This is a genomic window from Mesorhizobium salmacidum (SeqCode), assembly GCF_037179605.1.
In the GTDB taxonomy this organism is placed as follows: domain Bacteria; phylum Pseudomonadota; class Alphaproteobacteria; order Rhizobiales; family Rhizobiaceae; genus Mesorhizobium; species Mesorhizobium salmacidum.
In genome coordinates this window covers 1-22,870 of the sequence record NZ_JAPYKS010000005.1, presented here as the reverse complement: position 1 = coordinate 22,870, position 22,870 = coordinate 1, and the positions used below count along the sequence as shown (strand labels likewise).

The following is a 22,870-nucleotide window of genomic DNA, read 5'->3' as shown; positions in this document are numbered from 1 at the left end:
CCCGCCATATGGCGGGTGCCTTTGCCTGGATACAGCTCGGATGATTTATGCGACTGCCTGCGCCTTGCGGGCTTCCTTCATGTTGGGCAGGAACACCGTCAGCAGTCCCAGGAACGGCAGGTAGGAGCAGATCTGGAAGACGAAATCGATGCCCTTCATGTCGGCGACGACGCCAAGCACGGCGGCCGCGATGCCGCCGACGCCGAAGGCGAAGCCGAAGAAGATGCCGGCGATCGTGCCGACGCGGCCCGGCACCAGTTCCTGCGCGAAGACGACGATGTTGGAGAAGGCCGACGACAGGATCAGGCCGATCAGCACGGTCAGCACCATCGTCCATTCCATGTTGGCGTAAGGGAGCGCCAGGGTGAAGGGCAGGACGCCGACGATCGAGAACCAGATCATCGCCTTTTGTCCATAGCGGTCACCGAACGGACCGCCAAGCAGGATGCCCAGCGCCGACGAGCCGAGGAAGAGGAACAGCATGACCTGCGACATCTGCACCGAAACGCCGAACTTATGGATGGAATAGAAGGTGTAGTAGCTGGCCAGGCTGGCGATGTAGGCGTTCTTGGTCAGCACCAGCAAGGTCAGCACCGCCAAGGCCCACATCACCTTGCGGCGCGGGAAGGGCGAGACGAAGCTTGCCGTCTTGCGATTGCCTTGCGCGGCGCGCAGGCGGCTGTACCAGCCGCCGACCTGCCACAGGATAACGATGCCGATCAGCGAGCCGACGGCGAACCAGGCGATGCTGGTCTGGCCGAAGGGCACGACGATGAAGGCGGCCAGCAATGGGCCCATGGACTGGCCGAAATTGCCGCCGACCTGGAACAGCGACTGCGCCAGGCCAAAGCGGCCGCCGGATGCGAAGCGGGCGATGCGCGAGGACTCCGGATGGAAGATCGCCGAGCCGATGCCGATCAGCGAGGCGCCGATCAGGAGGAGGTAGTAGTGCCCGGCATAGGCCAGGACGACCAGGCCGATCAGCGAAGACGCCATGCCCCAGGGCAGCGAATAAGGCATCGGCCGCTTGTCGGTAACCGCGCCGATGATGGGCTGCAGCAGGGATGCCGTCACCTGGAAGGTGAAGGTCAACAGGCCGATCTGCCAGAAGTCGAGGCCGTAATTGTCTTTCAGAAGCGGATAGATGGCCGATAGCAGCGACTGCATGATGTCGTTGATGGAATGGCAGAGGCTCACCGCCAGGATGACGGTGAAGGCCGTCGCCTGGGCTGAAGCGTGACTGGCGGTCGCAGGCGGCGCGACGCTGGTGGCTGTCGTATCGGTCAAGATAGGCTCCGTAGTCTTTTTGGCGGTTTTCCCGCAGGCGGTGTGGGCGTTTACCGCAGGCAGCCTTATAGTCCGGTTGCCAAGCGACTTCTTTCGTGGTTTGGTCCAATAGTTTCGCAAGTGGGCCATACCGAATGGCAAAAGCCAGGGAGATTTTCGGCGCCGGCCACGCCGATCTCGAGCAATTGCACGGGCTGCGCTGGCAGTGGCTCGAGCAGGCGGTCGGGCCGGCGGTGGTGTTGCCGACCGAATATCCGGACGGCTACCACGTGCCGCACCACCACCACAGCCGCAGCCAGTTGCTGCATGCGCTGGTCGGCGTCGTGCTGGTGACGACGCGGCATGGCCGGTGGATGGTGCCGCCGGACCATGCGATGTGGATCCCGGCCGGCATCGAACATTCCGTCGAGATGCTGGGCGATGTCTCGATGCGCTCGGTCTATGTCATGCCGCAGGCGATTCCGGGCCTGCCGGAGGGCATGCGCGTCGTCGGCATCACAGACCTGATGCACAGTCTGATCGTGGAATCCGAGAAGCTGCCGCAAGGCGGCGAGCTTGAAGGGCGCGGCGGCCTGATCATGAACCTTCTCCTGCATGAGATCCCGCAATTGCCGGAGCGGCCGCTCGGCCTGCCGTTCCCGTCGGATCCCAAACTGGCGGCGCTCTGCCGGCGTTTCGTCGCCGCACCCTCACCGCATGCGACGATCGACGAATGGGCCGATACGGTCGGCATGAGCCGGCGCTCCTTCACGCGCGCCTTCCAGCGCCAGACCGGCCTGTCGCTGTCAACATGGCGCCAGCAGGCCTGCCTGTTCGCGGCGCTGCCGAGGCTCGCCGACGGCGAGCCGATCACCCGGGTGGCGCTCGATCTCGGCTATGACAGCGTGCCGGCCTTCATCACCATGTTCAAGCGCATGCTGGGTTCCTCGCCGCGCGGCTATATGCGCGGCGCGCGCGATGCCGGCGAAGGCATGCGGCGAGCTCCGGCCCGGTCAGAGGCACCGACGCCATCGGCCTGGCCGCAGGGGTGACGGGTTTTCAGTCGAACAGGCTCGACACCGATTCCTCGGTCGCCGTGCGCGAGATGGCTTCGCCCATCAGGTCGGCGATCGAGATGACGCGGATGTTGGGCGCGTCGAGCACGCCCTGCGTCGGCTGGATGGAATCGGTGATCACCAGTTCCTGTAGCTTCGAGCCGCTGATGCGAGCGACCGCGCCGCCCGACAGCACGCCGTGGGTGATGTAGGCGGTGACGCTGGTGGCGCCGTTGGCCAGCAGCGCGTCGGCGGCATTGCACAGCGTGCCGCCGGAATCGACGATGTCGTCGATCAAAAGGCAATCCTTGCCGGCGACCGCGCCGATGATGTTCATGACTTCCGATTCGCCCGGACGCTCACGGCGCTTGTCGACGATGGCGAGCTGCGCGTCGAAGCGCTTGGCAAGCGCGCGGGCACGCACCACGCCGCCAATATCGGGCGACACGACGACGACGTTGCCAAGCTGCTTGTATTTTGCCTTGACGTCGCGGGCCATCACCGGCACCGAGAACAGATTGTCGGTCGGGATGTCGAAGAAGCCCTGGATCTGGCCGGCATGGAGATCCAGCGTCAAAACCCTGTCGACGCCGGCGCGGGTGATCATGTTGGCGACCAGCTTGGCCGAGATCGGCGTGCGGCCGGAGGCGCGGCGGTCCTGCCTGGCATAGCCGAAATAGGGGATAACGGCCGTAATGCGCTTGGCCGAGGAGCGCATGAAGGCGTCGATCATGATGAGCAGTTCCATCAGGTGATCGTTGGTCGGAAACGAGGTCGACTGCAGGATGAAGACATCCTCGCCGCGCACATTTTCCTGGATTTCGACGAAGATTTCCTGGTCGGCGAAGCGCCTGACACTGGCCTTGCCCAGCGGGATGTTGAGATAGCGAGCGACCGCTTCGGCCAGCACCCTGTTGGAATTGCCCGCGAAGAGTTTCATGCACCGTTCCTGGTGGAGGACGGAGAGGCCTGGCGGACTCTCCTGCGCCTTTTAACCGGGCTTTTAGCGGCCCGCGCCGGTATTGCAAGCGCCGAGATCGTGAATCCGCCGGCTAAGCTCACGAAAACTGTTAGCCATCACCGACTGGCAACGGAGAGCTGCGGACTTCCGCTGCTCCCTCTGCTCGTTCGAGCATCGGGATTTTCCCAAAACCGCTTTCCACTTTTGGGTTCTGGACTAGCTCGCCTTGCCACTGAGAAAGGCCGCGAACTGGTCGATGGTCTGGTCGGCGATCGCCTGCATGGTGGCTGGCGAGACCGACTTCCAGCTGTCGGCGCCGGCGCCGGAACCGGTCGAAGGCGCCTTCATCTGGCCGTTGATGCGGTGCAGCCGGTTGCCGGATAGGTCGTAGACGTCCCAGACATAGATGACGGTGGTGTCCTTGCCCTCCGTCATCGCCGAGAAGTAACCCTTGAGCACATGGGTGGCGGTCTGGTCCTGGCTGCCGGCCAGCGTGATGCCGCGCTGCTTGGCGCGTATCTGCAGTTCCGCCGTCAGCGGCGTGGCGGCTTCCACCGAAGCGCCGACGATCGGCGCGATCTGCAGCCGGGTCTTCGACAGGATGGCGGCAGCCTGGGCGGAGGTGACGGGCGCGGCGGCGGGTGCGCCCGCTGTCGTGGCGGCCTTCGCGGCCGTAGGTGGCGCCGGGGCGGGAACGGTGGCCGCCGAGCTGCCCTGCGTTGCCGGCTGCGTCGAAGCCGCCGGCGGGGTGATGGCGGAAGGCTCGAGGACGTCCTTTGCGTTGGTGCAGGCAGCCAAAGCCAATGCCACAAGCAATGACACGGTCGTCACATGCGATCGTCTCATTTGCCTTCTAACTCCTTGGCGAAGAACGCCTCCCATTATGGATTCACTGCACGATCAAGTCGAGATCATGGCGGGACAGCGGCTTCGGCTGGGATTCGGTGGTCAGGTAGGTGCGGCCAAGCGTCATCGCCGTCTCGGTCTCGGAATCCATGATGATCATATGGGCAAACAGCGTCATGTTCGGCGCGATCGGTTCGGGATTGCCCTGGTAGAACATCGGCATGTCCATCCAGGACGGCGTGAAGCGGGCTCCGACCGAATAGCCGCAGGCGTTCAGCCGATGCTTGGTCAGGCCGTGCGCTTCCATGGTGCGGGCGTGGGCGTCGAACACGTCGCCGAAGGTGTTTGCGGGCGTCATCGCCTTTTCGACGGCCAGAAGGGCGGCGCGTGCGGCATCAAACAGCTCCTGATGGCGCTTGGAGACCTTGCCGGTCAGCACCGTGCGCATCATCGGCGCGTGGTAGTGATGGAAGACGCCTGCCCATTCGAGCGTCAGCTGGTCGTTCTTGGTGAGCTTGCGGCGGCCGGCCTTGTAGCGGCACAGCAGCGCATCGACGCCGGAGCCGATGATGAACTCGTTGGCCGGATAGTCGCCGCCACCGGCGAAGATCGCGCCCTGCATGGCGGCGAGGATCAAGGCCTCGTCGCCGCCCTGCTTGATCAGCGGCAGCGCCGCGTCCAGCGCGTCGTCGGAGAGATTGGCGGCCTTCTCCGCCTTGGCGATCTCGGCCGGGCTCTTGAACAGGCGCAACCGCCCGACGATGCCGGAGGCATCGGCGATCTGGCCGAAGGTCTGCAACTGCTCATCCAGGCGGCGGCCATTATAGGCGGTCAGACCATGAGTGTCGTATTCTACGCCGATCCGGGCGCCGAGCAGGTCGAGCTCGTTGAGCAGGTTGCGCAGGTCGACGGCCGGATTGGCGCCGTCGCGGTCGGTCCACAGCACGATGTTGTCGATGATCGAGGTCTGGCGCGCCTGGCGCAGGTCGGCCGAACGGGTCAGAAGCACCATGGAACCGTCGGCCTTCACCACCAGGCACTGGAAGAAGCAGAAGCCGAACGTGTCGTAGCCGGTCAGCCAGTACATGCTTTCCTGCGCGAACAGCAGGATGGCGTCGAGCTTCTTCTCGGCCATCTCGATCATCAGCCGGTCGCGCCGCGCGTCGAATTCCGATCGTTCAAAATGCAGCGCCATTATACCTTCTCCAAAACGATTGCCGAAACCTGCCGGCCATAATCGGGTTCCCTACGGTGCGTGGTGCGCCGGTAGGAGTAAAACAGATCTTCTTCGGCATAGGTGCAGCGGCCAAGGCCTTCGGCCGTAACGCCGGCCTTGGCCAGCCGGTCGATCGTATAGCCGTTGAGGTCGAACATCGAATGGCCGGCATGTGCCGAAGGCACGAAATATCGCGCATTTTCACTGTCGGCATCGACGAAGCGGGCGACGAATTCCGGCCCCACTTCGTAATTGTCGGGGCTGATCGAAGGGCCAAGCACGGCAACGATTTTTTCGCGACGGGCGCCGAGGCTCTCCATGGCGGCAACGGTGTTTTCGAGCACGCCCGTGAAAGCGCCTTTCCACCCGGCATGCGCCGCGCCGATGATGCGCGCGCCGGCATCCGCGAACAGAACCGGGCCGCAATCGGCGGTCGAGGCGCCGATGGCGATGCCCGGCCGGTCGGTGACGATGGCATCGGCCTTGGGACGCTCGCCGGCGAAGGGTTTCCTGGCGATGACGACGTCGGGTGAATGGACCTGCCAGGCGGTCAGCAGATGGCTTGCGGGCACGCCTATCCAGGCGGCGACACGGGCCCGGTTCTCGGCGACCAGCGCCTGGTCGTCATCCGACCCAGTGCCGATGTTGAGGCCCCGGTAGATGCCCGTGGAGACGCCGCCGATGCGGGTGAAGTAGCCGTGGCGGATGCCTTGTGCCTGCGCCTGGTCCAGCAGCGGCGACCGAACGGGATCCGGTTTGGTCTGATTCAGCATGCGGGCGTTGTTGTCCGTGTGGGCGGTTTCGTCAAGGAAAAGCGGCCGGCGGTCCGACCGTCTTTTGCCGGACGGGAGATTGGGAGGGGTAGCGACGAAAAGTCAATCCGCCGTGGCGAAGGGCCTGACGGCTACGCCACGCGGAACGATGGCGAGGACCTTGAAAAGTTCACCCATGGCTTGCGGGCCGGCGAGGCGCTCGACGGCATCTGATAACTTGTCGCGTGCTGCCTGGCCGGCATCGGCGCCCAACTGGCCGGCACGCTCCAGAATGCCCATGCCGAGCAGGAAATTGCCCTGCGTCGACAGGTAGGCGTCGAGACCGTGCGCGCGCACGGTCGCTGCAAGGGCGGCGAAATCGACATGGGAGGTAAGGTCGGCTTCGCCCGGATTGGCCAGCACATCTTCGTGATTGTGCCGGCGCAAGGCCTGCAGCGTGTCGCCGACCCCGGGCCGCAGATGGCCGTAGTCGAGGAACAGCCCGGCGCCGCCATGAGCGGCTATGCGCTCGGCGATGGCCGCCATCAGGGCGGTGCGGGCGGGCGCGATTTCGACGATCGCGCCTTGCGGCGCGTCGGCTGCATCCCCGGGCAGCAGCGTCGGGTCGACCGAGCCGACGCCCGCGAAGAAGCAAAGATTGTCCGCGTCGTCCAGGCCGACCATGCGCTCGCGCCACTCGGCGCCGGCGCGGACGAACTGGCGGATGGGCATGGCATCGAACAGTTCGTTGCCGACGATCAGCAGTGGTTGCCGCGGCAGCGTGTCGATGGTTTCGTGCCATGAAACAGCCAATGGTGTCGCGCCGAGCATCTGTTTCTGGATTTCCGTCAGGCGCGGGCTGGTCTCGATCATGGCGAAGGCGGCGCTATTGGCCAAGGCGGGGTCGAGCCGCGACAAGGTGCGCAGCATGTCCTTCATCAGCGTGCCGCGGCCAGGGCCAATCTCGGCGACGGTGACCGGCATCGGCCGGCCGATCGCTGCCCAAGCCTGATAGAGCCAGACGGCGACGAGTTCGCCGAACATCTGGCTGATTTCCGGCGCGGTGATGAAGTCGCCGGCCGCGCCGAACGGTTCGCGTGTGGTGTAGTAGCCGTCGCGCGGATCGAACAGGCACAGCGCCATGTATTCGTTGATGGGCATCGGACCCACCGCCTCGATCAGGTCGACGATACGGGATTTCAGTCGCGTCATGTCGCCTGCGGCTGCACTTGCTTCACCGGCTTGGCTGTGGCCATCGCCCAGATGCCGGCCAGCACCATCGGCGTCGACAGGATCATGCCCATGGTCAGCCAGTTTGTGCCGAGAAGATAGCCGAGCTGCTGGTCGGGCTCGCGGAAGAACTCGACGAAAATTCGTGACAGGCCGTAGCCGCAGATGAAAGCGCCGCCGACAAAGCGCGGCGTCTTCAGCTTGAGGCGCCAGTGGGTGAGGATGCGCAGCACCACAAACAGCACCAGCCCTTCGAGCAAGGCCTCGTAGAGCTGGCTCGGATGGCGGGTGAACGGTCCGCCATTGGGGAATTCGATCGCCCAGGGCACGTCGGTCGGCCGTCCCCAGAGCTCGGAGTTGATGAAGTTGGCGACGCGCACGAGGCCGAGGCCGACCGGCACGCCGGCCGCCACGACATCGAACAGCGACCAGGTGCGGATGCCGCGCTTAAAGGAAAACAGCGTCATGGCCAGGATGACGCCGAGCAGGCCGCCATGGAAGGACATGCCGCCTTGCCAGACGGCGAAGATATCGAGCGGATGGGCGATATAGCGCGCCAGGTCATAGAACAGGACATAGCCGGTGCGGCCGCCCAGAACCACGCCGACGGCCGCCCAGACGATGAAATCGTCGAGGTCCTCCGGCTTCATCGGCAGGACGCCGTCGGGCCAGAGTTTCGGATTTGCGGCGAGCCGCTTGGCATACCACCAGGCAAACAGGATGCCGACGATGTAACCGATGCCGTACCAGTGCACCGCCAGCGGCCCGATCTGGATGAGGATCGGGTTGATGTTCGGGAAAGGCAGTGAAGCCAGCGGCAGCAGGAAATACTCGTTCAACGGGGAGCTCTCGGTTGCGATCGGCCCGGACCATGCGGCAGGGTTTTGGCAGGGTCAAGGCAAGGGCACGTCCGTCCATGGCTCGTGAACGGGATCGCTTCAAGATCCGTCGCGCGGATGGATGTCCTCAACCCCTGGGCTTGTCGGCCACCACTTCACGCAAGGCGTCGTTGATCCTGTCCTGCCAGCCTGGGCCATCTTCCTGGAAATGCTCGAGCACGGCCCGGTCGATCCTGATCGAGACAAGCTCGCGGACATTCGGGGCGGTGGAGGGTTCGCGAGGCGGGGCCGGTGCCGGCTTCTTCACCGGCTTGAAGACAGCTTCGGCGGCTTCCATCGGATTTGTCGGTCTGCGCGGGGGCGTTGCCATTGGTTATCCCAGGTTGGACGTGCTGAAAGGAGACGAGGGCTTCATAATAGGCGACTTGCCACCACCAAGTACAGCTTCGGAGCCGTTCGGGAGCCTCCCGCAGGACGCGGCAGTCGCCATGCGGTTGTGTGCCATAGCAACGCAGCGGCCGCATCAGCTTCCAACGTTCTTGCATTCCTCGCGCCACGTCACTAATTCAAATCATGCAAGCGAGGATCTGCCATGTCGACCGGACCGAACCGCATTCTCGATGAATTCGCCAAGTTGATGACCGATGCCGCCGGTGCCGCTCAAGGTGTGCGGCGCGAGGTGGAGACGGCCTTCAAGGGCCAGGCGGAACGCATCCTCAACTCCATGGATGTCGTGCAGCGCGAGGAGTTCGAGGCCGCGCGCGAGATGGCGGCCAAGGCGAGAGAAGAGAACGGCAGGCTCGCCGAGCGCATCGAGACGCTCGAGGCCAGGATCGCCGAACTGACCGGTCAGGCTACACCTGCGGCTCCGGCGAAGCCCAAGCCGAAAAAATAATTCGTTAAACTTTTCCACAAAGCACCAGCCTGAAAATCGCTTTGCCGTGAATCGCTTACCGGCATTGCGTGACTCTTTGTGACAGGCACCTTTCCACATGCGAATGACGCAGTGCGAAAAATTGGGCTGTTCACGCGACTCCCGATCAATAGACTGAATTTGTTGCATGATTCGGAGCAGGGGTCATGCGCCGGGCGGTGGGGTCCGGTCTGGGGTCTTTGCGTTGAGAAGTCCCGGCCGTCCGAGTTCTAGACAAGATTGTTCGTCGTGTGTGCCCCGCGGAGCGTGTGGCGCTCCCCCTGAACACAGGAAGCATTCCATGGAACTTCTCGAACTCGAATTTTCCCGCGAAATCCATCCGGTGGATGTGATCGAGCAGGTGGCCCACAACAATGACTGGTCCTTCGAACGGGCCGGCGACGACGAAATCTCGATCTCGGTTGCCGGCAGCTGGACCGACTATCACGTCTCCTTCTCGTGGATGGAGGATTTCGAGGCGCTGCACCTGGCCTGCGCCTTCGACATCAAGGTGCCGGAAACCCGCACGCTCGAAGTGATGCGGCTGTTGTCGCTGATCAACGAACAGATGCTGTTCGGCCATTTCGACCTCTGGGAGCAGGAAGGCGCGATCATGTTCCGCCAGTCGCTGCTCCTGGCCGGCGGGGTCGAACCATCGAGCCAGCAGGTCGAAGTGCTTTTGTCCTCGGCGCTGGAAGCCTGCGAGTGTTACTTCCAGGCTTTCCAGTTCGTCGTCTGGTCGGGAACCTCGGCCAAGGACGCGCTGGCCGGCGTGCTGTTCGAGACCTTCGGCAACGCCTGAGCAAAGCGCGTTCGACATGAGTTCAAGCAACGAGCGCAAGCCCGAGATCAGTTTTGCCGACTTCGATCGTGTCGACATCCGCGCCGGCACGATCGTCGAGGCTGAACCGTTTCCGGAGGCGCGCAAGCCGGCCTTCAAGCTGAAGATCGATTTCGGCGCCGAGATCGGCATCAAGAAGTCGTCGGCGCAGATCACCAAATATTATACGCCCGAGACTTTGATCGGCCGGCAGGTGTTCGCGGTGGTCAATTTCCCGCCGCGCCAGATCGGCCCGTTCATGTCGGAAGTGCTGACGCTCGGTTTCCCCGATGAAGAGGGCGCCGTCGTGTTGGGCGCCATCGAACGCAAGGTGCCGGAGGGCGGGCGGCTATTCTGAAATAGCGGGCAGGAAGCCCCGGCAGGCGCCATCACGGCATCGCGGCCGATCGAATTGACGCGATAGCTGGAGGCCGAAACGCGCCGAGAATGGTTCCGGCCGTTGCGGCTGAGAGCACAAGATGCAGGACGTCGAACGGCCACGCCAGTCCAAAATGCATTAGCACAAGGTTCAGGAAGGAAGGCGACGCCGCATCCGCCGGAATCAGGATCAAGCCTCCGACCCTGCGCGAATGGGCTTATGCTCGAGCCTACAACACTTCTCATGAACGCACCGCAGAACCGCCACGATGGCTTCATCGCTACAATTGGCACCGGCCACACGGCAGCTTAAAATCAAGGCCACCTATCAGCCGCCTCGGGCTAACCAAGGACAACCTGTTGAGGCTCCACACCTAGCTAAAGCTCGCCGGCGGCGGCTCGGTTGTGTCGACCCTATCAGGCCGCGATCGCGCGCTTCACGCCGAGCGCTTCCTCGACCGCGTTGAGAAACATTTCCGCGCTGGCCTTCCAGCTGTAGCGCATGGCGCGCTCGCGGGCCTGGTCGCGGCTGATGTCGAGCGCGGCAAGCGCCGCCTCGCGCAGGTCGTTGGAAACCGTGCCGCCAAAGCCGTCGCCAACGATGTCGATAGGCCCGGTCACCGGATAGGCGGCGACCGGCGTGCCGCTGGCCAGTGCCTCGATGATGACGTTGCCGAAGGTGTCGGTGCGGCTGGGGAAGACGAAGACATCGGCCGAGGCGTAGACTTCGGCCAGTTCGTCATTGGGACGATGGCCGAGAAAATGCGCCTGGGGATATTTGGCCTTGAGCTTGGCAAGCTCCGGACCTTCGCCGACGATCACCTTGCTGCCTGGCAGGTCGAGATCGAGGAAGGCGGAGAGGTTCTTTTCAATGGCGACGCGGCCGACGCACAGGAAAACTGGTCCGGGGAAGCCGAGGTCCTTGCGCTTGTCGGGCCGGAAATGCTCGGTGTCGACGCCGCGCGTCCAGGGCCTGAGCTTGTTGAAGCCGCGCGCCGTGAGATCGTCGGCGAGCGACTGGGTGGCGACAAGCGTGCCCTGGCCCGAATTGTGGAAATCGCGCAGCCAGCGATAGGTCCAGCTCTCGGGCACCGGCAGGCGGGCGCTGAGATATTCGGGAAAGCGGGTGTGATAGCTGGTGGTGAACGGCCGGCGGGCATTGCGGCAATAGCGCCGCGCCATGATGCCCAGCGGTCCCTCGGTGACGATGTGGATGTGGTCGGCCTTGTAGCCATCGATCAGGCGCGCGACATGGCCGGGCGTGGTCAGCGCCAGGCGGATGTCGGGGTAGGTCGGCAAGGGCAGGGTGCGAAAGATGTTCGGGGTCAGGAATTCGACCGCGACGTCGAAGGATTTCAGGGTCTCGGTGAGCCGCTCCAGCGTGTGGACGACGCCGTTGACTTGCGGGCGCCAGGCGTCGGTGACCATCAATATGCGCATGGCGGCCCTTTGCTCCGGAGGTCGGCGGTTGCCTTGAAACGATGCCGGAACGGCGACCATGCGGCCGCCCTCGCTTCGCTCCAGCGCACCCTGACGGGCACGAGGTCGAAGTGAGGCGGCAAGGACGAATCAAGTGCGGTCGCGCGCTTCATGCGCACTCTTGACCATGGTTTCATGACGGGCGGATGAAGCAGACGGTGATCCCGAAAAGTCGAAACCGGTTTTCAGGCAAGATCTTGCCCGGATAGCCAAATAGAAATCAGGCCGGAACCTTGATCACGACGCGCAGGCCGCCCATCGGACTGTCGTCGAGCGTGATGTCGCCGCCATGGCTGCGGGCGATGTCACGGGCGATCGACAGGCCGAGCCCGGTGCCGCTGGCGTCGAGGTTGCGGGCCGCGTCGAGCCGCACGAAGGGCTTGAACACGTCTTCGCGCCTGTCGGCCGGAATACCTGGCCCATCATCGTCGATGGTGACCAGAAGCGAGCCGCGGCCATGGTTGGCGGCGACCTCCACGGTGCGGGCATAGCGGAAGGCATTGCCGATGATATTGGACAGCAGCCGCGCGAAGGCGTTCGGCCGCACATGCACGGTCGGATCGCCGGAAAGCGTCGTCGACAGTCTGCATTTGCGCAAGTTCGCTTCTTCGCCGAGCTTCTGGAAATAGGCTTCGAGATCGAAACGTCCCGGATCCTCCGACGCCTCGCCCTTGGCAAAGGCGAGATAGCCTTCCAGCATCGACTGCATGTCTTCGATGTCCTGGTCCAGCGCCGCCTTGGTCTCGGCCTTGCCGCCGGCCAGCGCCAGCTGCAGCTTGAAGCGGGTGAGGATGGTCCTGAGATCATGGCTGACACCGGTCAGCATGGCCGTGCGCTGCTCGATCTGACGCTCGATGCGCTCGCGCATCTGGATGAAGGCAAAGCCGGCGCGGCGCACCTCCTCGGCCCCGCGCGGGCGGAAATCGCGCGGCATCGGCCGGCCCTTGCCGAAGCTTTCGGCCGCCTCGGCAAGCGCCAGGATCGGCCGGATCTGGTTGCGCAGGAAGGGGATGGCGATCATCAGCAGCACCAGCGAGGTGCCGACCATCCAGATCAGGAAAATGTGGGTGTTGGAGGCATAGGCCTGGCTGCGGCGCACGAAGACGCGCAGCACCTTGTTCTCAAGCTGGACGCGCACCTCGACGATGTTGGAATTCCCGACCGTGTCGATCCAGAAGGGCCGGTTGATCTGGCGGGTGATTTCGGCGGAGAGAACATCGTCGAGGATCGAGAAGAACGGTTTCGGACCGGGCGGCGGCAGCGGATCGGGCGGCAGGAGGTCGACCTTCAGCTGCATGCGGTCCTGCGCGATGCGGATGATGTTGGCGTAGTCGCCGTCGTGCGGGTAGGTTTCGATCAGGTCGATGATGGCGGCGATGTCGCGCACGGTGGCCTGCGACAGGCGTTGCGTCACGGTTGCCCAGTGACGTTCCATGAAATCGAAGGCGACGACCGACTGCAAAAGGATCATCGGCGCGATGACGATGATCAGCGAGCGCGCATAGAGGCGCTTGGGCATGTAAAGCGAAACGAGGCGCCAGAACCGGTTCCAGATGCGCGGCACCGCCTTGAGCGTCCGCGTGGCGCGTGCGCTCAAGCCGTCATTGTCCGGCTGTTCCAGTTCCGTGGTCGCCATTGGCTCTTTTCATCCGTCGGCGATATTAGATCAGCATGACGTTCGGCTGAATCGTCATTCTGATCTAACTCTTTGTTGGAGCATAATCTTTTCCGAAAACCGGTTCCCACTTTTCGGGATCATGCTCTTGGGCCGCGGCCGGTATTCTATTCCACGCTGAGCCGATACCCAATACCGCGCACGGTCTGCAGCCAGACAGGGTTGGACGGATCGCGCTCGATCTTGCGGCGCAGCCGGTTGATCTGGACGTCGATGGTGCGCTCGCCGACTTCCGAATCGTCGCCGACCAGCTCGTGGCGGGGGATGGTTTCGCCGGCGCGCGCGGCGAAGATCGCCAGGATCTCCTGTTCACGGTCGGTCAGCTTCAGCGCCTCGCCGCCGCGCTTCAGTTCGCGCCTGGCGATCTGGAAGGTGTAGGGACCGAACACCAGCTGTTCGACCTTGGGCGTCGCCGCCGGGCCGCCGCGGCGCAGGATGTTGTTGATGCGCAGGATCAGCTCGCGCGGGTCGAAGGGTTTTGGCAGGTAGTCGTCGGCGCCGGCCTCGAGGCCCGAGATGCGGCTGTCGGTCTCCGACAAGGCGGTCAGCATCAGGATCGGCACGTTCTTCTCGGAGCGCAGCGCCTTGGTGAGATCGACGCCGCTTTCCCCCGGCATCATGACATCGAGCACAAGCAGGTCGAAGTCGAGGCCGGCGAGCTTGCGGCGGGCCTCGTCGGCATTGCCGGCGACGGTGACGCGGAAGCCGTTTTCGGTCAGATATTGCTTGAGAAGATTGCGGATACGGGTGTCGTCGTCGACCACGAGCAGATGCGGCGCATCGTCGTCCGGTGCGGCCGCCTGGTCGATCCTCTCAGTGCTCTCCATGGCTTTTCCCTGACATTTTTGCGGACCCAACGTCGATCTGAGCTCTCAGTTCCGGATTGACCATCGCTTCGAGGAAGCGTTCCACCAAGGTCCGTTCGGCGGCACCGCAATCTTCCAATGCAGCACGGATGCGGCGCGACTGTGGCCGCGCCAGCGCCAGCGCCAGCGCACGGCCCTTGGCCGTCGGATAGAGTTCACGCTGGCGGCGGTCGCGCGGGCCCTGCAACTGCACGACGTGATCGGTGTCGATCAATTGCTTGAGCACACGCGCCAGGCTCTGCTTGGTTATCTTCAGCACATCGAGCAGTTCGGCGACGGTCAGGCCCGGCCGGCGGTTGACGAAATGCAGCACGCGGTGGTGGGCGCGGCCGAAGCCGTAATCAGCCAGGATCTGGTCGGGATCGGAAGTGAAGTCCCGATAGGCGAAGAAGAAGAGTTCGATGATGGCGAAGTCGATGCCGTCCTCGCTGGTGATCGCGGTCCTGATCGGTTTTCCGGCAGGTGGGTTTTTATCCGTCATCATTTCTCCATCGGAACGGGAGATTATGTCAGTACTATTGACGTAATTTCCCTGCAATGGTAATTTTTGACAAGCTTTTGGGCGGATTGCGAACGAAAAGGCAAGGCGGGCTGGTTTTTCCGGAATTTCCTGAGTTTGCCAGAGCACGATTATCCGCCTAGGCTTCGAGACACCGGCTGGCGTCGCCAATCGCATGGCGCGGCCAAAAGAACACGCAACGATACTGAGATATGCGGACCGAGGTCCGCGGGAGGTTACCATGGCATCCGTTCCCTTCGATCAACTGGACGGCTTCATCTGGATGAATGGCGAGTTCGTCCCGTGGGGAGACGCCAAGATCCACGTTCTGACCCACGGCCTGCATTACGCCAGCGCGGTCTTCGAGGGCGAGCGTGCCTATGGCGGCGAGATCTTCAAGCTCAACGAGCATACCGAGCGCCTGCATGAATCGGCGCGCCTGCTCGGCTTCAAGATTCCCTATTCGGTGGCCGAGCTCAACGACGCCTCGACCACGCTCCTGAAGAAGCAGGGCTTCCAGGACGCCTATGTCAGGCCGATCGCCTGGCGCGGCAGCGAGCAGATGGGCGTTTCGGCGCAGAACAACCGCATCAATGTCGCTATCGCCATCTGGCAGTGGCCGAGCTATTTCGACCCGGCGCAGAAGCTGAAGGGCATCCGTCTCGATGTGGCGGAATGGCGCCGGCCCGACCCGCGCACGGCGCCGTCGCGGTCGAAGGCCGCCGGCCTCTACATGATCTGCACCATGTCCAAGCATGCCGCGGAGGCCAAGGGCTACGCCGACGCCATGATGCTCGACTGGCGAGGCCAGGTCGCGGAAGCGACCGGCGCCAACATCTTCTTCGTCAAGGACGGCAAGATCCACACGCCCAAGCCCGACTGCTTCCTCGACGGCATCACCCGTCGCACCGTCATTGGCCTGGCCAGGGATCGCGGCCTGGAGATCATCGAACGCGCCATCCTGCCGGAAGAACTGGAAGGGTTCGAGCAGTGCTTCCTGACCGGAACGGCAGCGGAAGTAACCCCGGTTTCTGAGATCGGCCCCTACCGACTCGAAGTCGGCGAGATCGCCAAGAATCTCATGAACGACTATTCTATCGCCGTTCAACCCAAGCATGCCATCGCCGCAGAATAACGATAGTCACAGCTTTTCGGGCAAGTAGGGGCGGTTTTGCGGCCGCCCCTTTTATTTCAGCGTTTGTGCATTTGACTTTCATCGAATTCGGCGTCTCTCATGATCGTGTCGGCCCGGGAGGCTGGCAGCTATGGAGGGACTAATCATATGGACATGAACACGCTTCTTCCGATCATCATTCAGATCATTACAGGCATTATCGGTGGTCAGGCGGTCGGCGCGGCGATCAAGACGGCGGCGATGGGTCAGCTTCCCAAAATCCTGGGCGGAGCCATCGGCGGTGTCGGCGGCGCGGCGATCCTCGGCAGCCTGCTCGGCCACGGCGTCGATCCGGCCGCGGCGGCGACCGGCGGCCTGGGCAGCGCGCTCAACCTGCAGAACATCGTCGGCGGCGCCGGCGGCGGCGCGATCCTGACCGGCATCCTGGGCGCGGTCATGGGCGCCATGAAGAAATAAGCCTGCCAATCTCGGGCTGGCAAAATGGGCGGCTTCGGCCGCCCATTTCATTTTGGACAAGCACTGTTTGACCTTCCGGCTGTGGACGGTTTTGACCGATGGCTCTACATGATCGCTGACACAGCGAAAGGACGATCATGGGTCAGCTCAATGCCGGCATCGTGCCGGTCACACCGTTCCAGCAGAACTGCACCATCCTGTTCGACATGGATGACAAGCGCGGCGTGGTGGTCGATCCCGGCGGCGACATCGACAAGGTGCTGGGGGTGTTGAAGGACAATGCGATCACGGCCGAGGCGATCTGGATCACGCACGGCCATATCGACCATGCCGGCGGCGCCATGGAGTTGAAGGAAGCACTCGGCATCGAGATCATCGGCCCGCATGAAGCCGACAAGATGCTGCTCGACAATCTGGAGAACCAGGGCAGGCGCTACGGCATCGGCGGCATGCGCAATTGCGTGCCCGACCGGTTTCTTACAGAAGGCGAGACGGTGTCGTTTGGAGGCCACATGTTCGAGGTGCTGCATTGCCCCGGCCACGCGCCGGGCCATGTCGTCTACTACAACCGCGCAGCCAAATTCGCCCATGTCGGCGACGTCCTGTTTCGCGGCTCGGTCGGCCGCACCGATCTGCCGGGCGGCGACCACGCGGCACTCATCGCCTCGATCAAGGACAAGCTGTTGCCGCTTGGCGACGACATCGGCTTCATTTGCGGTCACGGTCCTGGCGGGCGCTTCGGCGAGGAACGGCGGACCAATCCGTTTTTGACCTGAATGAGATCTGGACCGGCTCCGGGTTCGAAGCCCACAGCATGTCGCGGCAAACAGGATTGCCCGACCTGCTGTAAACTTCTGATTATGCATGTCATTATCCGGAACCGAGGACACTTCCGGGCGACACGCTCTAGCAGCCGATAAAAAAGCGCCGGCCTTGCGGTCAGCGCTTTTGTTTGGGGCAGGGAAGCCTCAGTTGGCGGTGCAGAAATGCTGTTCGCCATCACTGCCGGTGAAGGTGCCGGTCCGGGAATTGAAGCTGCGGTATCGGTCCGAGCAGTACTCGTACCAGCCGCGCGTCCACGGTTCGGCATAGCGGTCGGCATAGACCACCTGCGGTTCCACGTAGTAGCGGCGCACCGGGGCCGGGCGTATCCGCACGTCACGATCATAATAGCCGTCATCGTAATAACGGTCGGAATCGGGCGGCGGCCGGTCATTGGCCAACGCGCCACCGATCAGCGCACCGGCGGCGAGGCCGAGAACGCCGGCCGCGACAGCATCGCCATGGCCATGGCCGTGATGGTGCCAACGGTTCCAGTCACCGGCATTGGCCGCCGAAAAGGTCCCCAGCGTGGTGGCGACCACGGCGGCGGACAGCACGGCTGTCTTGAAAATTCGGTTCATCTTGGTCTCCTTCGTGTCGGGCCGTGCAGTTTTGCAGGGGATGCGGTCCGGCTTTACGAATGATTAATATGGGACCGTGGCTGAACGGGGGCTGAACGAAAATTTGACCGCACGCCGTGTTTCACGACATCAAACCCGCACCTACGGGGCGCGGACCAGACCTGCCGGAGCCGGCGTCGGTCCGAAGCCGGCTTAGCCGACCGACAGGTTGACGGCCTTCGGTCCCTTGCCGCGCTTGTCCGGTTCGGTGTCGAATGTCACTTTCTGCCCATCTTCGAGACCGGGAAGACCCGACGCCTGCACGGCCGAAATATGGACGAAGACATCCTTCGCGCCATCATCCGGTGTGATGAAGCCGAAGCCTTTGGCATGGTTGAAGAATTTGACGGTGCCGGTCTGCGGCATGGGAAGCTCCTTTGATCCCATAAACTCCAGTCTCGGGCCGGCAAATGCCCGAATGGAAATTTGTCCTTTATTTTAGCGCTATCGGCAAGTGAAAGTTTTCCGGGCACTTAAAGCACGTCGTGCTTTAAGTGCTTGTTATGACGCGTGTCATTGGCCCGGACCGGATGAACTTCCGGATGACATGCGTTTATGCTGCGCCACGGACATGAAAAAGGCGCGACGAAAACCGCCGCGCCTTTCAAAAATCTGTCTGCCTGCCCAGGTGCTGGTCAAGCTCCTCGATCGCCCATCCGCCTGGGATGAGCGGCGTGCCGATCGCTCAGGCTGCGCGCAGGTTGACCGCCTTCGGGCCCTTGCCCATGCGGTCCGGCTCGACGTCGAAGGTGACCTTCTGGCCGTCGACCAGCGTGCGCAGGCCCGAGGCCTCGATCGCTGAAATGTGGACGAACACGTCCTTGGCGCCGCCGTCGGGCGTGATGAAACCGAAGCCTTTGGTCGCATTGAAGAATTTAACGGTGCCGGTCTGGGCCATTGGGGAAACTCCTTCACCCGTTCAGTCTTGGTGGTCCTGCCCGCCACCTGGCGTCGAGGGCAGTTCCTGGTGGTTGCTTCGGCAGTCATGCATTGGCGCATGGTCAAAACCCCCCGCCGAAAAAACGGGGCCGTCAGAGATTCACAGTATCGGGGAAAGGTCGTCCAAAACGTTCCGCTCTCCGGGTCGCAAATGCCCGAACACAGAATTTATCGCACGGAAACGTGAACGTTGCAAGATAGCGCCGCGGGCCGCCGCCACGAGCGCATCCGACGCAAAAAAATCGACCGATCAGGGCGTCGACCGGCTGCAAATAGGCTTCGTTGCCCGAGGGGTCATCGGCCCAGGGCCGTGGTCATATATAGGCCACAAGTGATGATTGGCGGCGAGGCCCTCACTGATCCCGGTCATTTCCCGACAGAGGCCGCGAACGGGGTTTGCAATTGGCAATGGAATAGCGAGGATCATGCCATAGGCGACTGATTTAAATCTTGTTTTGATCGATATCATTGTCAGCGAACCGCCAAGCAGTCTTGGGCGGTATGGACCGAGACGGGGATCGGGGGAGAGACGATCATGAGGTTTCTTGCGGCAATCTTCTCACGGCAGGGTTTTACCATCCTGTTCCTGTCGGCAATTCTCGCCGCCTGTACGGTCGTCGTCGATGAAGGACCGGGGCCGCGCCCGCCGCGCCCTGATCCGCAATTCTGCACCGAGCAGTACGAGCCGGTCTGCGCCCGGCGCGGCGGTGATCGCCAGACCTTCGCCAATGCCTGCCTTGCCGATCGGGCGGGTTACCGCATCGTGCGCGACGGCCCCTGCCGCGACGGCGGTAGTGGTGGCGGCGAGCAGACGTTCTGCACCCGCGAGTACGCGCCGGTGTGCGCCCGCCGGCATGGCGAGATGCGCACCTTCCCCAACGCCTGCGAGGCCCGTGCCTCGGATTATCGCATCGTCGGCGACGGGCCGTGCTGACGGGGCTTAACCCGGCTCGCGCCTATAGTGGGTGTTTGAAGCCCTTCCGCTCAGGCGGCCGGATTGTCGGCCAGTTCGAGATTGTCTTCCGTGGTGACCCGTTCGTGGGTCTCCTGCTCGCTGCGGATACGGTACTGTGGGGAACCGTCCTTGACCGGCAGCCTGCTCTTGATCTCGAACAGTTCCGCGGTCTTGTTGAGCAGGCCGGTCCGGCTTTTCATACGCACGGTCTGTCCGATGGCAAAGAGATGCGAGGGGGTGTCGGTGCGCGGACGCGCATTCTGTTGAAAACGGATCATGCTGCATTCTCCCGGTCGCGCACCAGCGCGGTCTCGAGGTCCAGGTAGTCGATGGCGACAAGCTGGCTGGTGAGCGGATTGTTCACCGCCCTTGCCGGCAGATGGATGAAAGTGGCGACGCGGCGCCAGGCAAGCCGCGCAATGCCCTCGATCAACTCTTCGTCGTGATCGATGTCGTAGTGGCCAGCCGGCAGTTGTCCTTCCAGGCCAGCGAGCACGAACGGTGCGGTGAAATGGGCGATGGAACGGGTGGTGCGGTCCGGCATTGTCCTGATATTTCCCGCCTTGTGGCGTCACGCAAACAGCGGCTTGAGAGCAAAAAAGCAGGACACGGCGAATGTACCGCGCGTCCGGTATCGGCATCTGGAATGAGATTGGCGGGTCTAGAACCTCTGACGCCGCGAGATGCCAATTCTGGCCCAAACGATATCTTCCTATATAGCTCAATTTGGAGCTTCATTCAAGAAGAATCATGAAATTCCTCGCTTCGATTTCAAAAATAGACGGCTATAAATTTTAGAATAATTCTGCTACGGTTCAGATATCTTCAAAAATTTCTCGGAAGCGCGCCGAATATTTACTCGGCGCCTGTAATTTTATTTTTTCTGAAAGGGATAAAACCATGGATTCATTCAGAACTTCGAAAGGGAAGAGCGTGGCGATCAATCCCATCATCAAGCCAAGCGCCACGTACGCCATTGGCGCTGCCGGAAAGCCGATGGTCGTCCAATCGGCGCGGCTGACCATCAGAAGCGACGAGGCGGCAAGGCGAACGATCTCCGATACCGATGGCACTGTGAGGCGGGCCAGGCAGGTTGCCGAGACCAATCCCTGATCTGATCGCTTTCGCCGCGATGTAGGGCACAGAACCAAGCAAAGCCTTGAACCTGTAGCGCCGATGGCCTAGATCGCGGCAGGCGCATAACACGGCAGGTGTCCCATCAACAGAGATCAGAGAAGAGCGGCGGGTGCGGGAGCCAAATCTGGCGCGGCCAAATCTGGCGCGGGAGGCCAGCCGCCGCTGGGCCTCGATCAGTATGTGCAGCAGGCGCTGCAACTGCACCAGGCCGGGCGCCGGCAAGAGGCCGAAGCGATCTACCGGCAGGTGCTGGCGCGTCAGCCCAAACATGCGGCCGCGGCGCATTTCCTGGGGTTGCTGCTGCACCAGACCGGGCGCAGCGAAGAAGGGATGGATTTCCTCGAACAGTCGGTTCAGCTACAGCCGACGAATCCCGACTTCCTCAACAATCTCGGCACGGTGATGCGCGATCTGGGCCGTGTCACGGCGGCGATCGATTTCTTCCGCGGCGCGGTGGATCTGCGGCCGGAGCAGCTTGCGGCGCGCGACAATCTCGGCTCGTCGCTGAAGCAGATCGGCCGGTTCGAGGAGGCCGAGGACATCTATCGCGGCACGGTGCAGCGCAACCCATTCCACGTGCGCGCGCGGATCGGGCTTGCCGAAACCCTGCAGGAAGCCGGACGCCTCGAGGAGACGCTGGCTGTTTTCCACGAGGCACTGACCATCCGGCCCAAGGATGCCGACCTGCTGCACGGACTGGGCGTCGGGCTGATGGAGAAGGGCAAGCTCGACGAGGCGGCCGACCTGTTCCGGCAGGCGGTGGCGATCCAGCCCGCCATGGCCCGCGCGTGGCTGATGCTGACGCAGGTCAAGCGCCAGAAGGAGCGCGATGCCGAATTGGCCGGCATGGAGGCGCAGCACGCCAAGGCGCCTCAGGACAGCCTGGCACGCATGCAGCTGTCGTTTGGCCTCGGCAAGGCCAATGACGATCTGAAGGATTATGGCAAGGCTTTCGACTACTTCGCCGAGGGCAATGCCATCCGCCGCAAGGGCATCGACTATGATCCGGTGAAGACACGTGCCGAATTCGAGGCGATGAAGACGGTGTTCGACGCCGGCTTCTTCGAAAAGCACAGACCGAGCCCGATCACCGACGATGCGCCGATCTTCGTCGTCGGCATGCCGCGTTCGGGTACGACGCTGGTCGAACAGATCATCGCCAGCCACGCCCAAGTCTACGGCGCGGGCGAGCTCGGCATCTTGAAGACGGCGGTCGGCAGGCAGTTCCCGTCGAACATGCCGGGCGGTTTCCCCTGGGGCGTGGCCGACACGGACGATGCGGATTTCGCCGAGGCGGGGCAGGCCTATCTCGACATGCTCCATGCCCGCTATCCGCATATGCGCCACGTCACCGACAAGATGCCGGGCAACTTCCTGCTCGTCGGCTTCATCCACATGATGCTGCCGAAGGCAAAAATCATCCACTGCGCCCGCGATGCGGCGGCGACATGCCTGTCGATCTACAAGGTGCATTTCCGCGGCGACAGCCACCGCTATGGCTATGACCTCGGCGAGCTCGCCGATTTCCACAATCTCTATACCGACATCATGGCGCATTGGCACAAGGTGCTGCCCGGCGTCGTGCACGATGTGCGCTACGAGGATTTCGTCGCCGACCAGGACGGGCAGAGCCGGGCGCTGATCGATTATCTCGGCCTGCCATGGGAGGATGCCGTGCTGTCGTTCCACCAGACCGACAGGCCGGTGCGCACGGCATCCGCCGCGCAGGTGCGCCAGCCGATGTACCAGGGGTCGGTCGATCTGTGGAAGCGCTATGGCGACAGGCTGAAGCCGTTGCTCGACAAGCTAGGTCGATATTGAGGTGAGGCCGGCCCGCGAACGGTGGTTGCCTGCGCTTCCGGTACTCACGTACTCAAACGTACGCTCTGTTCCGGTTCTCGGAAACCATCGTCTCGACTCGGCCTGACCTCAATCTCGACCTAGGGCGTAGTGACGATTTAACTACCTGAGCCAGATAGCGATAGCGGCAAGTTTGACAAAGCCCATGAAG

27 protein-coding genes and 1 pseudogene are annotated in these 22,870 nt (G+C 62.9%); 10 read left to right on the top strand and 18 right to left on the bottom strand.

Annotated features, from left to right (window positions below):
• Positions 1–45: 45 nt before the first annotated feature.
• A complete protein-coding gene (locus O7A60_RS08305; RefSeq protein WP_337105833.1) occupies positions 46–1,287 on the bottom strand; it encodes an MFS transporter in 1,242 nt (413 codons plus the stop codon).
• Between the two features lie 134 nt (positions 1,288–1,421).
• Between O7A60_RS08305 and O7A60_RS08300 the strand changes: the two genes are divergently transcribed.
• Entirely contained in the window at positions 1,422–2,318 is an 897-nt protein-coding gene (locus O7A60_RS08300; RefSeq protein ID WP_337105832.1) for an AraC family transcriptional regulator, read from the top strand.
• A gap of 7 nt (positions 2,319–2,325) precedes the next feature.
• Here O7A60_RS08300 and O7A60_RS08295 read toward each other — a convergent pair whose 3' ends face one another.
• From O7A60_RS08295 to O7A60_RS08265, 7 genes are all read right to left on the bottom strand, one after another.
• Positions 2,326–3,261, bottom strand: a complete 936-nt coding sequence (locus tag O7A60_RS08295) for a ribose-phosphate pyrophosphokinase (protein ID WP_019860650.1) — start codon at positions 3,259–3,261, stop codon at positions 2,326–2,328.
• A 237-nt stretch (positions 3,262–3,498) separates the two neighbouring features.
• Complete coding sequence (locus tag O7A60_RS08290; protein WP_337105831.1) at positions 3,499–4,128, bottom strand: hypothetical protein; 630 nt, start codon at positions 4,126–4,128, stop codon at positions 3,499–3,501.
• Between the two features lie 43 nt (positions 4,129–4,171).
• Positions 4,172–5,323 carry a M24 family metallopeptidase gene (locus O7A60_RS08285; protein WP_337105830.1) on the bottom strand — a complete coding sequence of 384 codons (1,152 nt, stop codon included), beginning with the start codon at positions 5,321–5,323 and terminating at the stop codon, positions 4,172–4,174.
• The gene (pgeF, locus tag O7A60_RS08280) at positions 5,323–6,117 is read right to left on the bottom strand and encodes a peptidoglycan editing factor PgeF (protein WP_337105829.1); all 795 of its coding nucleotides are present in this window, start codon (positions 6,115–6,117) and stop codon (positions 5,323–5,325) included. The genes O7A60_RS08285 and pgeF overlap by 1 nt, the downstream gene beginning before the upstream one ends.
• A gap of 102 nt (positions 6,118–6,219) precedes the next feature.
• Positions 6,220–7,308, bottom strand: coding sequence for a class I SAM-dependent methyltransferase (locus O7A60_RS08275; RefSeq protein WP_337105828.1), 1,089 nt, complete (start codon positions 7,306–7,308; stop codon positions 6,220–6,222).
• Complete coding sequence (gene lgt / locus O7A60_RS08270; protein ID WP_337105827.1) at positions 7,305–8,165, bottom strand: prolipoprotein diacylglyceryl transferase; 861 nt, start codon at positions 8,163–8,165, stop codon at positions 7,305–7,307. The genes O7A60_RS08275 and lgt overlap by 4 nt, the downstream gene beginning before the upstream one ends.
• A gap of 127 nt (positions 8,166–8,292) precedes the next feature.
• Positions 8,293–8,535, bottom strand: a complete 243-nt coding sequence (locus O7A60_RS08265) for a BrnA antitoxin family protein (protein ID WP_337105826.1) — start codon at positions 8,533–8,535, stop codon at positions 8,293–8,295.
• A 222-nt stretch (positions 8,536–8,757) separates the two neighbouring features.
• Between O7A60_RS08265 and O7A60_RS08260 the strand changes: the two genes are divergently transcribed.
• The 4 genes and pseudogenes from O7A60_RS08260 to O7A60_RS08245 all read left to right on the top strand — a co-directional run.
• Positions 8,758–9,060 carry an accessory factor UbiK family protein gene (locus O7A60_RS08260; protein ID WP_027143348.1) on the top strand — a complete coding sequence of 101 codons (303 nt, stop codon included), beginning with the start codon at positions 8,758–8,760 and terminating at the stop codon, positions 9,058–9,060.
• A gap of 319 nt (positions 9,061–9,379) precedes the next feature.
• A complete protein-coding gene (locus O7A60_RS08255; protein WP_027143347.1) occupies positions 9,380–9,880 on the top strand; it encodes a type III secretion system chaperone family protein in 501 nt (166 codons plus the stop codon).
• Between the two features lie 16 nt (positions 9,881–9,896).
• Positions 9,897–10,256 carry a tRNA-binding protein gene (locus O7A60_RS08250; protein WP_337105825.1) on the top strand — a complete coding sequence of 120 codons (360 nt, stop codon included), beginning with the start codon at positions 9,897–9,899 and terminating at the stop codon, positions 10,254–10,256.
• Positions 10,257–10,480: 224 nt separating this feature from the next.
• Positions 10,481–10,654 (top strand): annotated as a pseudogene (locus tag O7A60_RS08245) (IS481 family transposase); the annotation flags it as partial.
• A 39-nt stretch (positions 10,655–10,693) separates the two neighbouring features.
• Here the strand turns inward: O7A60_RS08245 and O7A60_RS08240 are convergent.
• The 4 genes from O7A60_RS08240 to O7A60_RS08225 form a co-directional block, all read right to left on the bottom strand.
• Positions 10,694–11,716 (bottom strand): glycosyltransferase family 4 protein, encoded by a 1,023-nt coding sequence (locus O7A60_RS08240; protein WP_337105824.1) that lies wholly within the window; start codon positions 11,714–11,716, stop codon positions 10,694–10,696.
• Positions 11,717–11,975: 259 nt separating this feature from the next.
• Positions 11,976–13,391 (bottom strand): ATP-binding protein, encoded by a 1,416-nt coding sequence (locus O7A60_RS08235; RefSeq protein WP_337105823.1) that lies wholly within the window; start codon positions 13,389–13,391, stop codon positions 11,976–11,978.
• A 146-nt stretch (positions 13,392–13,537) separates the two neighbouring features.
• Positions 13,538–14,257, bottom strand: a complete 720-nt coding sequence (locus O7A60_RS08230) for a response regulator transcription factor (protein WP_337105822.1) — start codon at positions 14,255–14,257, stop codon at positions 13,538–13,540.
• Positions 14,244–14,777, bottom strand: a complete 534-nt coding sequence (locus tag O7A60_RS08225) for a MarR family winged helix-turn-helix transcriptional regulator (RefSeq protein WP_337106048.1) — start codon at positions 14,775–14,777, stop codon at positions 14,244–14,246. The genes O7A60_RS08230 and O7A60_RS08225 overlap by 14 nt, the downstream gene beginning before the upstream one ends.
• A 259-nt stretch (positions 14,778–15,036) precedes the next feature.
• Between O7A60_RS08225 and O7A60_RS08220 the strand changes: the two genes are divergently transcribed.
• The 3 genes from O7A60_RS08220 (at position 15,037) to O7A60_RS08210 (ending at position 17,162) form a co-directional block, all read left to right on the top strand.
• Complete coding sequence (locus O7A60_RS08220; RefSeq protein ID WP_337105821.1) at positions 15,037–15,930, top strand: branched-chain amino acid aminotransferase; 894 nt, start codon at positions 15,037–15,039, stop codon at positions 15,928–15,930.
• A 147-nt stretch (positions 15,931–16,077) separates the two neighbouring features.
• A complete protein-coding gene (locus O7A60_RS08215) occupies positions 16,078–16,386 on the top strand; it encodes a hypothetical protein (RefSeq protein ID WP_337105820.1) in 309 nt (102 codons plus the stop codon).
• Between the two features lie 137 nt (positions 16,387–16,523).
• Complete coding sequence (locus tag O7A60_RS08210; protein ID WP_337105819.1) at positions 16,524–17,162, top strand: MBL fold metallo-hydrolase; 639 nt, start codon at positions 16,524–16,526, stop codon at positions 17,160–17,162.
• A gap of 192 nt (positions 17,163–17,354) precedes the next feature.
• On the opposite strand, the gene O7A60_RS08205 is transcribed toward O7A60_RS08210, so the two are convergent.
• From O7A60_RS08205 to O7A60_RS08195, 3 genes are all read right to left on the bottom strand, one after another.
• Complete coding sequence (locus tag O7A60_RS08205) at positions 17,355–17,789, bottom strand: BA14K family protein (RefSeq protein WP_337105818.1); 435 nt, start codon at positions 17,787–17,789, stop codon at positions 17,355–17,357.
• Positions 17,790–17,981: 192 nt separating this feature from the next.
• Complete coding sequence (locus O7A60_RS08200; protein WP_008877668.1) at positions 17,982–18,194, bottom strand: cold-shock protein; 213 nt, start codon at positions 18,192–18,194, stop codon at positions 17,982–17,984.
• Between the two features lie 319 nt (positions 18,195–18,513).
• Positions 18,514–18,726: a cold-shock protein gene (locus tag O7A60_RS08195; RefSeq protein WP_006202520.1), complete on the bottom strand. Its 213-nt coding sequence runs from the start codon at positions 18,724–18,726 to the stop codon at positions 18,514–18,516.
• 576 nt (positions 18,727–19,302) lie between these two features.
• Between O7A60_RS08195 and O7A60_RS08190 the strand changes: the two genes are divergently transcribed.
• A complete protein-coding gene (locus O7A60_RS08190) occupies positions 19,303–19,701 on the top strand; it encodes a Kazal-type serine protease inhibitor domain-containing protein (RefSeq protein WP_337105817.1) in 399 nt (132 codons plus the stop codon).
• A gap of 50 nt (positions 19,702–19,751) precedes the next feature.
• On the opposite strand, the gene O7A60_RS08185 is transcribed toward O7A60_RS08190, so the two are convergent.
• The 3 genes from O7A60_RS08185 to O7A60_RS08175 form a co-directional block, all read right to left on the bottom strand.
• On the bottom strand, positions 19,752–20,000 hold the full coding sequence (locus O7A60_RS08185) for a hypothetical protein (protein ID WP_337105816.1): 249 nt from the start codon (positions 19,998–20,000) through the stop codon (positions 19,752–19,754).
• Positions 19,997–20,266 carry a hypothetical protein gene (locus O7A60_RS08180; RefSeq protein WP_337105815.1) on the bottom strand — a complete coding sequence of 90 codons (270 nt, stop codon included), beginning with the start codon at positions 20,264–20,266 and terminating at the stop codon, positions 19,997–19,999. The genes O7A60_RS08185 and O7A60_RS08180 overlap by 4 nt, the downstream gene beginning before the upstream one ends.
• Positions 20,267–20,537: 271 nt before the next feature.
• Entirely contained in the window at positions 20,538–20,828 is a 291-nt protein-coding gene (locus O7A60_RS08175) for a hypothetical protein (RefSeq protein WP_337105814.1), read from the bottom strand.
• A gap of 211 nt (positions 20,829–21,039) precedes the next feature.
• On the opposite strand from O7A60_RS08175, the gene O7A60_RS08170 reads away from it, so the two are divergent.
• On the top strand, positions 21,040–22,680 hold the full coding sequence (locus tag O7A60_RS08170) for a tetratricopeptide repeat-containing sulfotransferase family protein (RefSeq protein ID WP_337105813.1): 1,641 nt from the start codon (positions 21,040–21,042) through the stop codon (positions 22,678–22,680).
• Positions 22,681–22,870 lie beyond the last annotated feature (190 nt).

What these genes read in the sequence shown, in the direction of transcription:
- O7A60_RS08300 (WP_337105832.1), top strand. Translation starts at nt 1,422, where the DNA reads ATGGCAAAAGCCAGGGAGATTTTCGGCGCCGGCCACGCCGATCTCGAG.
- O7A60_RS08295 (WP_019860650.1), bottom strand. Translation starts at nt 3,261, where the DNA reads ATGAAACTCTTCGCGGGCAATTCCAACAGGGTGCTGGCCGAAGCGGTC.
- O7A60_RS08290 (WP_337105831.1), bottom strand. Translation starts at nt 4,128, where the DNA reads ATGAGACGATCGCATGTGACGACCGTGTCATTGCTTGTGGCATTGGCT.
- O7A60_RS08285 (WP_337105830.1), bottom strand. Translation starts at nt 5,323, where the DNA reads ATGGCGCTGCATTTTGAACGATCGGAATTCGACGCGCGGCGCGACCGG.
- pgeF (WP_337105829.1), bottom strand. Translation starts at nt 6,117, where the DNA reads ATGCTGAATCAGACCAAACCGGATCCCGTTCGGTCGCCGCTGCTGGAC.
- O7A60_RS08275 (WP_337105828.1), bottom strand. Translation starts at nt 7,308, where the DNA reads ATGACGCGACTGAAATCCCGTATCGTCGACCTGATCGAGGCGGTGGGT.
- O7A60_RS08265 (WP_337105826.1), bottom strand. Translation starts at nt 8,535, where the DNA reads ATGGCAACGCCCCCGCGCAGACCGACAAATCCGATGGAAGCCGCCGAA.
- O7A60_RS08260 (WP_027143348.1), top strand. Translation starts at nt 8,758, where the DNA reads ATGTCGACCGGACCGAACCGCATTCTCGATGAATTCGCCAAGTTGATG.
- O7A60_RS08255 (WP_027143347.1), top strand. Translation starts at nt 9,380, where the DNA reads ATGGAACTTCTCGAACTCGAATTTTCCCGCGAAATCCATCCGGTGGAT.
- O7A60_RS08250 (WP_337105825.1), top strand. Translation starts at nt 9,897, where the DNA reads ATGAGTTCAAGCAACGAGCGCAAGCCCGAGATCAGTTTTGCCGACTTC.
- O7A60_RS08240 (WP_337105824.1), bottom strand. Translation starts at nt 11,716, where the DNA reads ATGCGCATATTGATGGTCACCGACGCCTGGCGCCCGCAAGTCAACGGC.
- O7A60_RS08235 (WP_337105823.1), bottom strand. Translation starts at nt 13,391, where the DNA reads ATGGCGACCACGGAACTGGAACAGCCGGACAATGACGGCTTGAGCGCA.
- O7A60_RS08230 (WP_337105822.1), bottom strand. Translation starts at nt 14,257, where the DNA reads ATGGAGAGCACTGAGAGGATCGACCAGGCGGCCGCACCGGACGACGAT.
- O7A60_RS08225 (WP_337106048.1), bottom strand. Translation starts at nt 14,777, where the DNA reads ATGACGGATAAAAACCCACCTGCCGGAAAACCGATCAGGACCGCGATC.
- O7A60_RS08220 (WP_337105821.1), top strand. Translation starts at nt 15,037, where the DNA reads ATGGCATCCGTTCCCTTCGATCAACTGGACGGCTTCATCTGGATGAAT.
- O7A60_RS08215 (WP_337105820.1), top strand. Translation starts at nt 16,078, where the DNA reads ATGGACATGAACACGCTTCTTCCGATCATCATTCAGATCATTACAGGC.
- O7A60_RS08210 (WP_337105819.1), top strand. Translation starts at nt 16,524, where the DNA reads ATGGGTCAGCTCAATGCCGGCATCGTGCCGGTCACACCGTTCCAGCAG.
- O7A60_RS08205 (WP_337105818.1), bottom strand. Translation starts at nt 17,789, where the DNA reads ATGAACCGAATTTTCAAGACAGCCGTGCTGTCCGCCGCCGTGGTCGCC.
- O7A60_RS08200 (WP_008877668.1), bottom strand. Translation starts at nt 18,194, where the DNA reads ATGCCGCAGACCGGCACCGTCAAATTCTTCAACCATGCCAAAGGCTTC.
- O7A60_RS08195 (WP_006202520.1), bottom strand. Translation starts at nt 18,726, where the DNA reads ATGGCCCAGACCGGCACCGTTAAATTCTTCAATGCGACCAAAGGCTTC.
- O7A60_RS08190 (WP_337105817.1), top strand. Translation starts at nt 19,303, where the DNA reads ATGAGGTTTCTTGCGGCAATCTTCTCACGGCAGGGTTTTACCATCCTG.
- O7A60_RS08185 (WP_337105816.1), bottom strand. Translation starts at nt 20,000, where the DNA reads ATGATCCGTTTTCAACAGAATGCGCGTCCGCGCACCGACACCCCCTCG.
- O7A60_RS08180 (WP_337105815.1), bottom strand. Translation starts at nt 20,266, where the DNA reads ATGCCGGACCGCACCACCCGTTCCATCGCCCATTTCACCGCACCGTTC.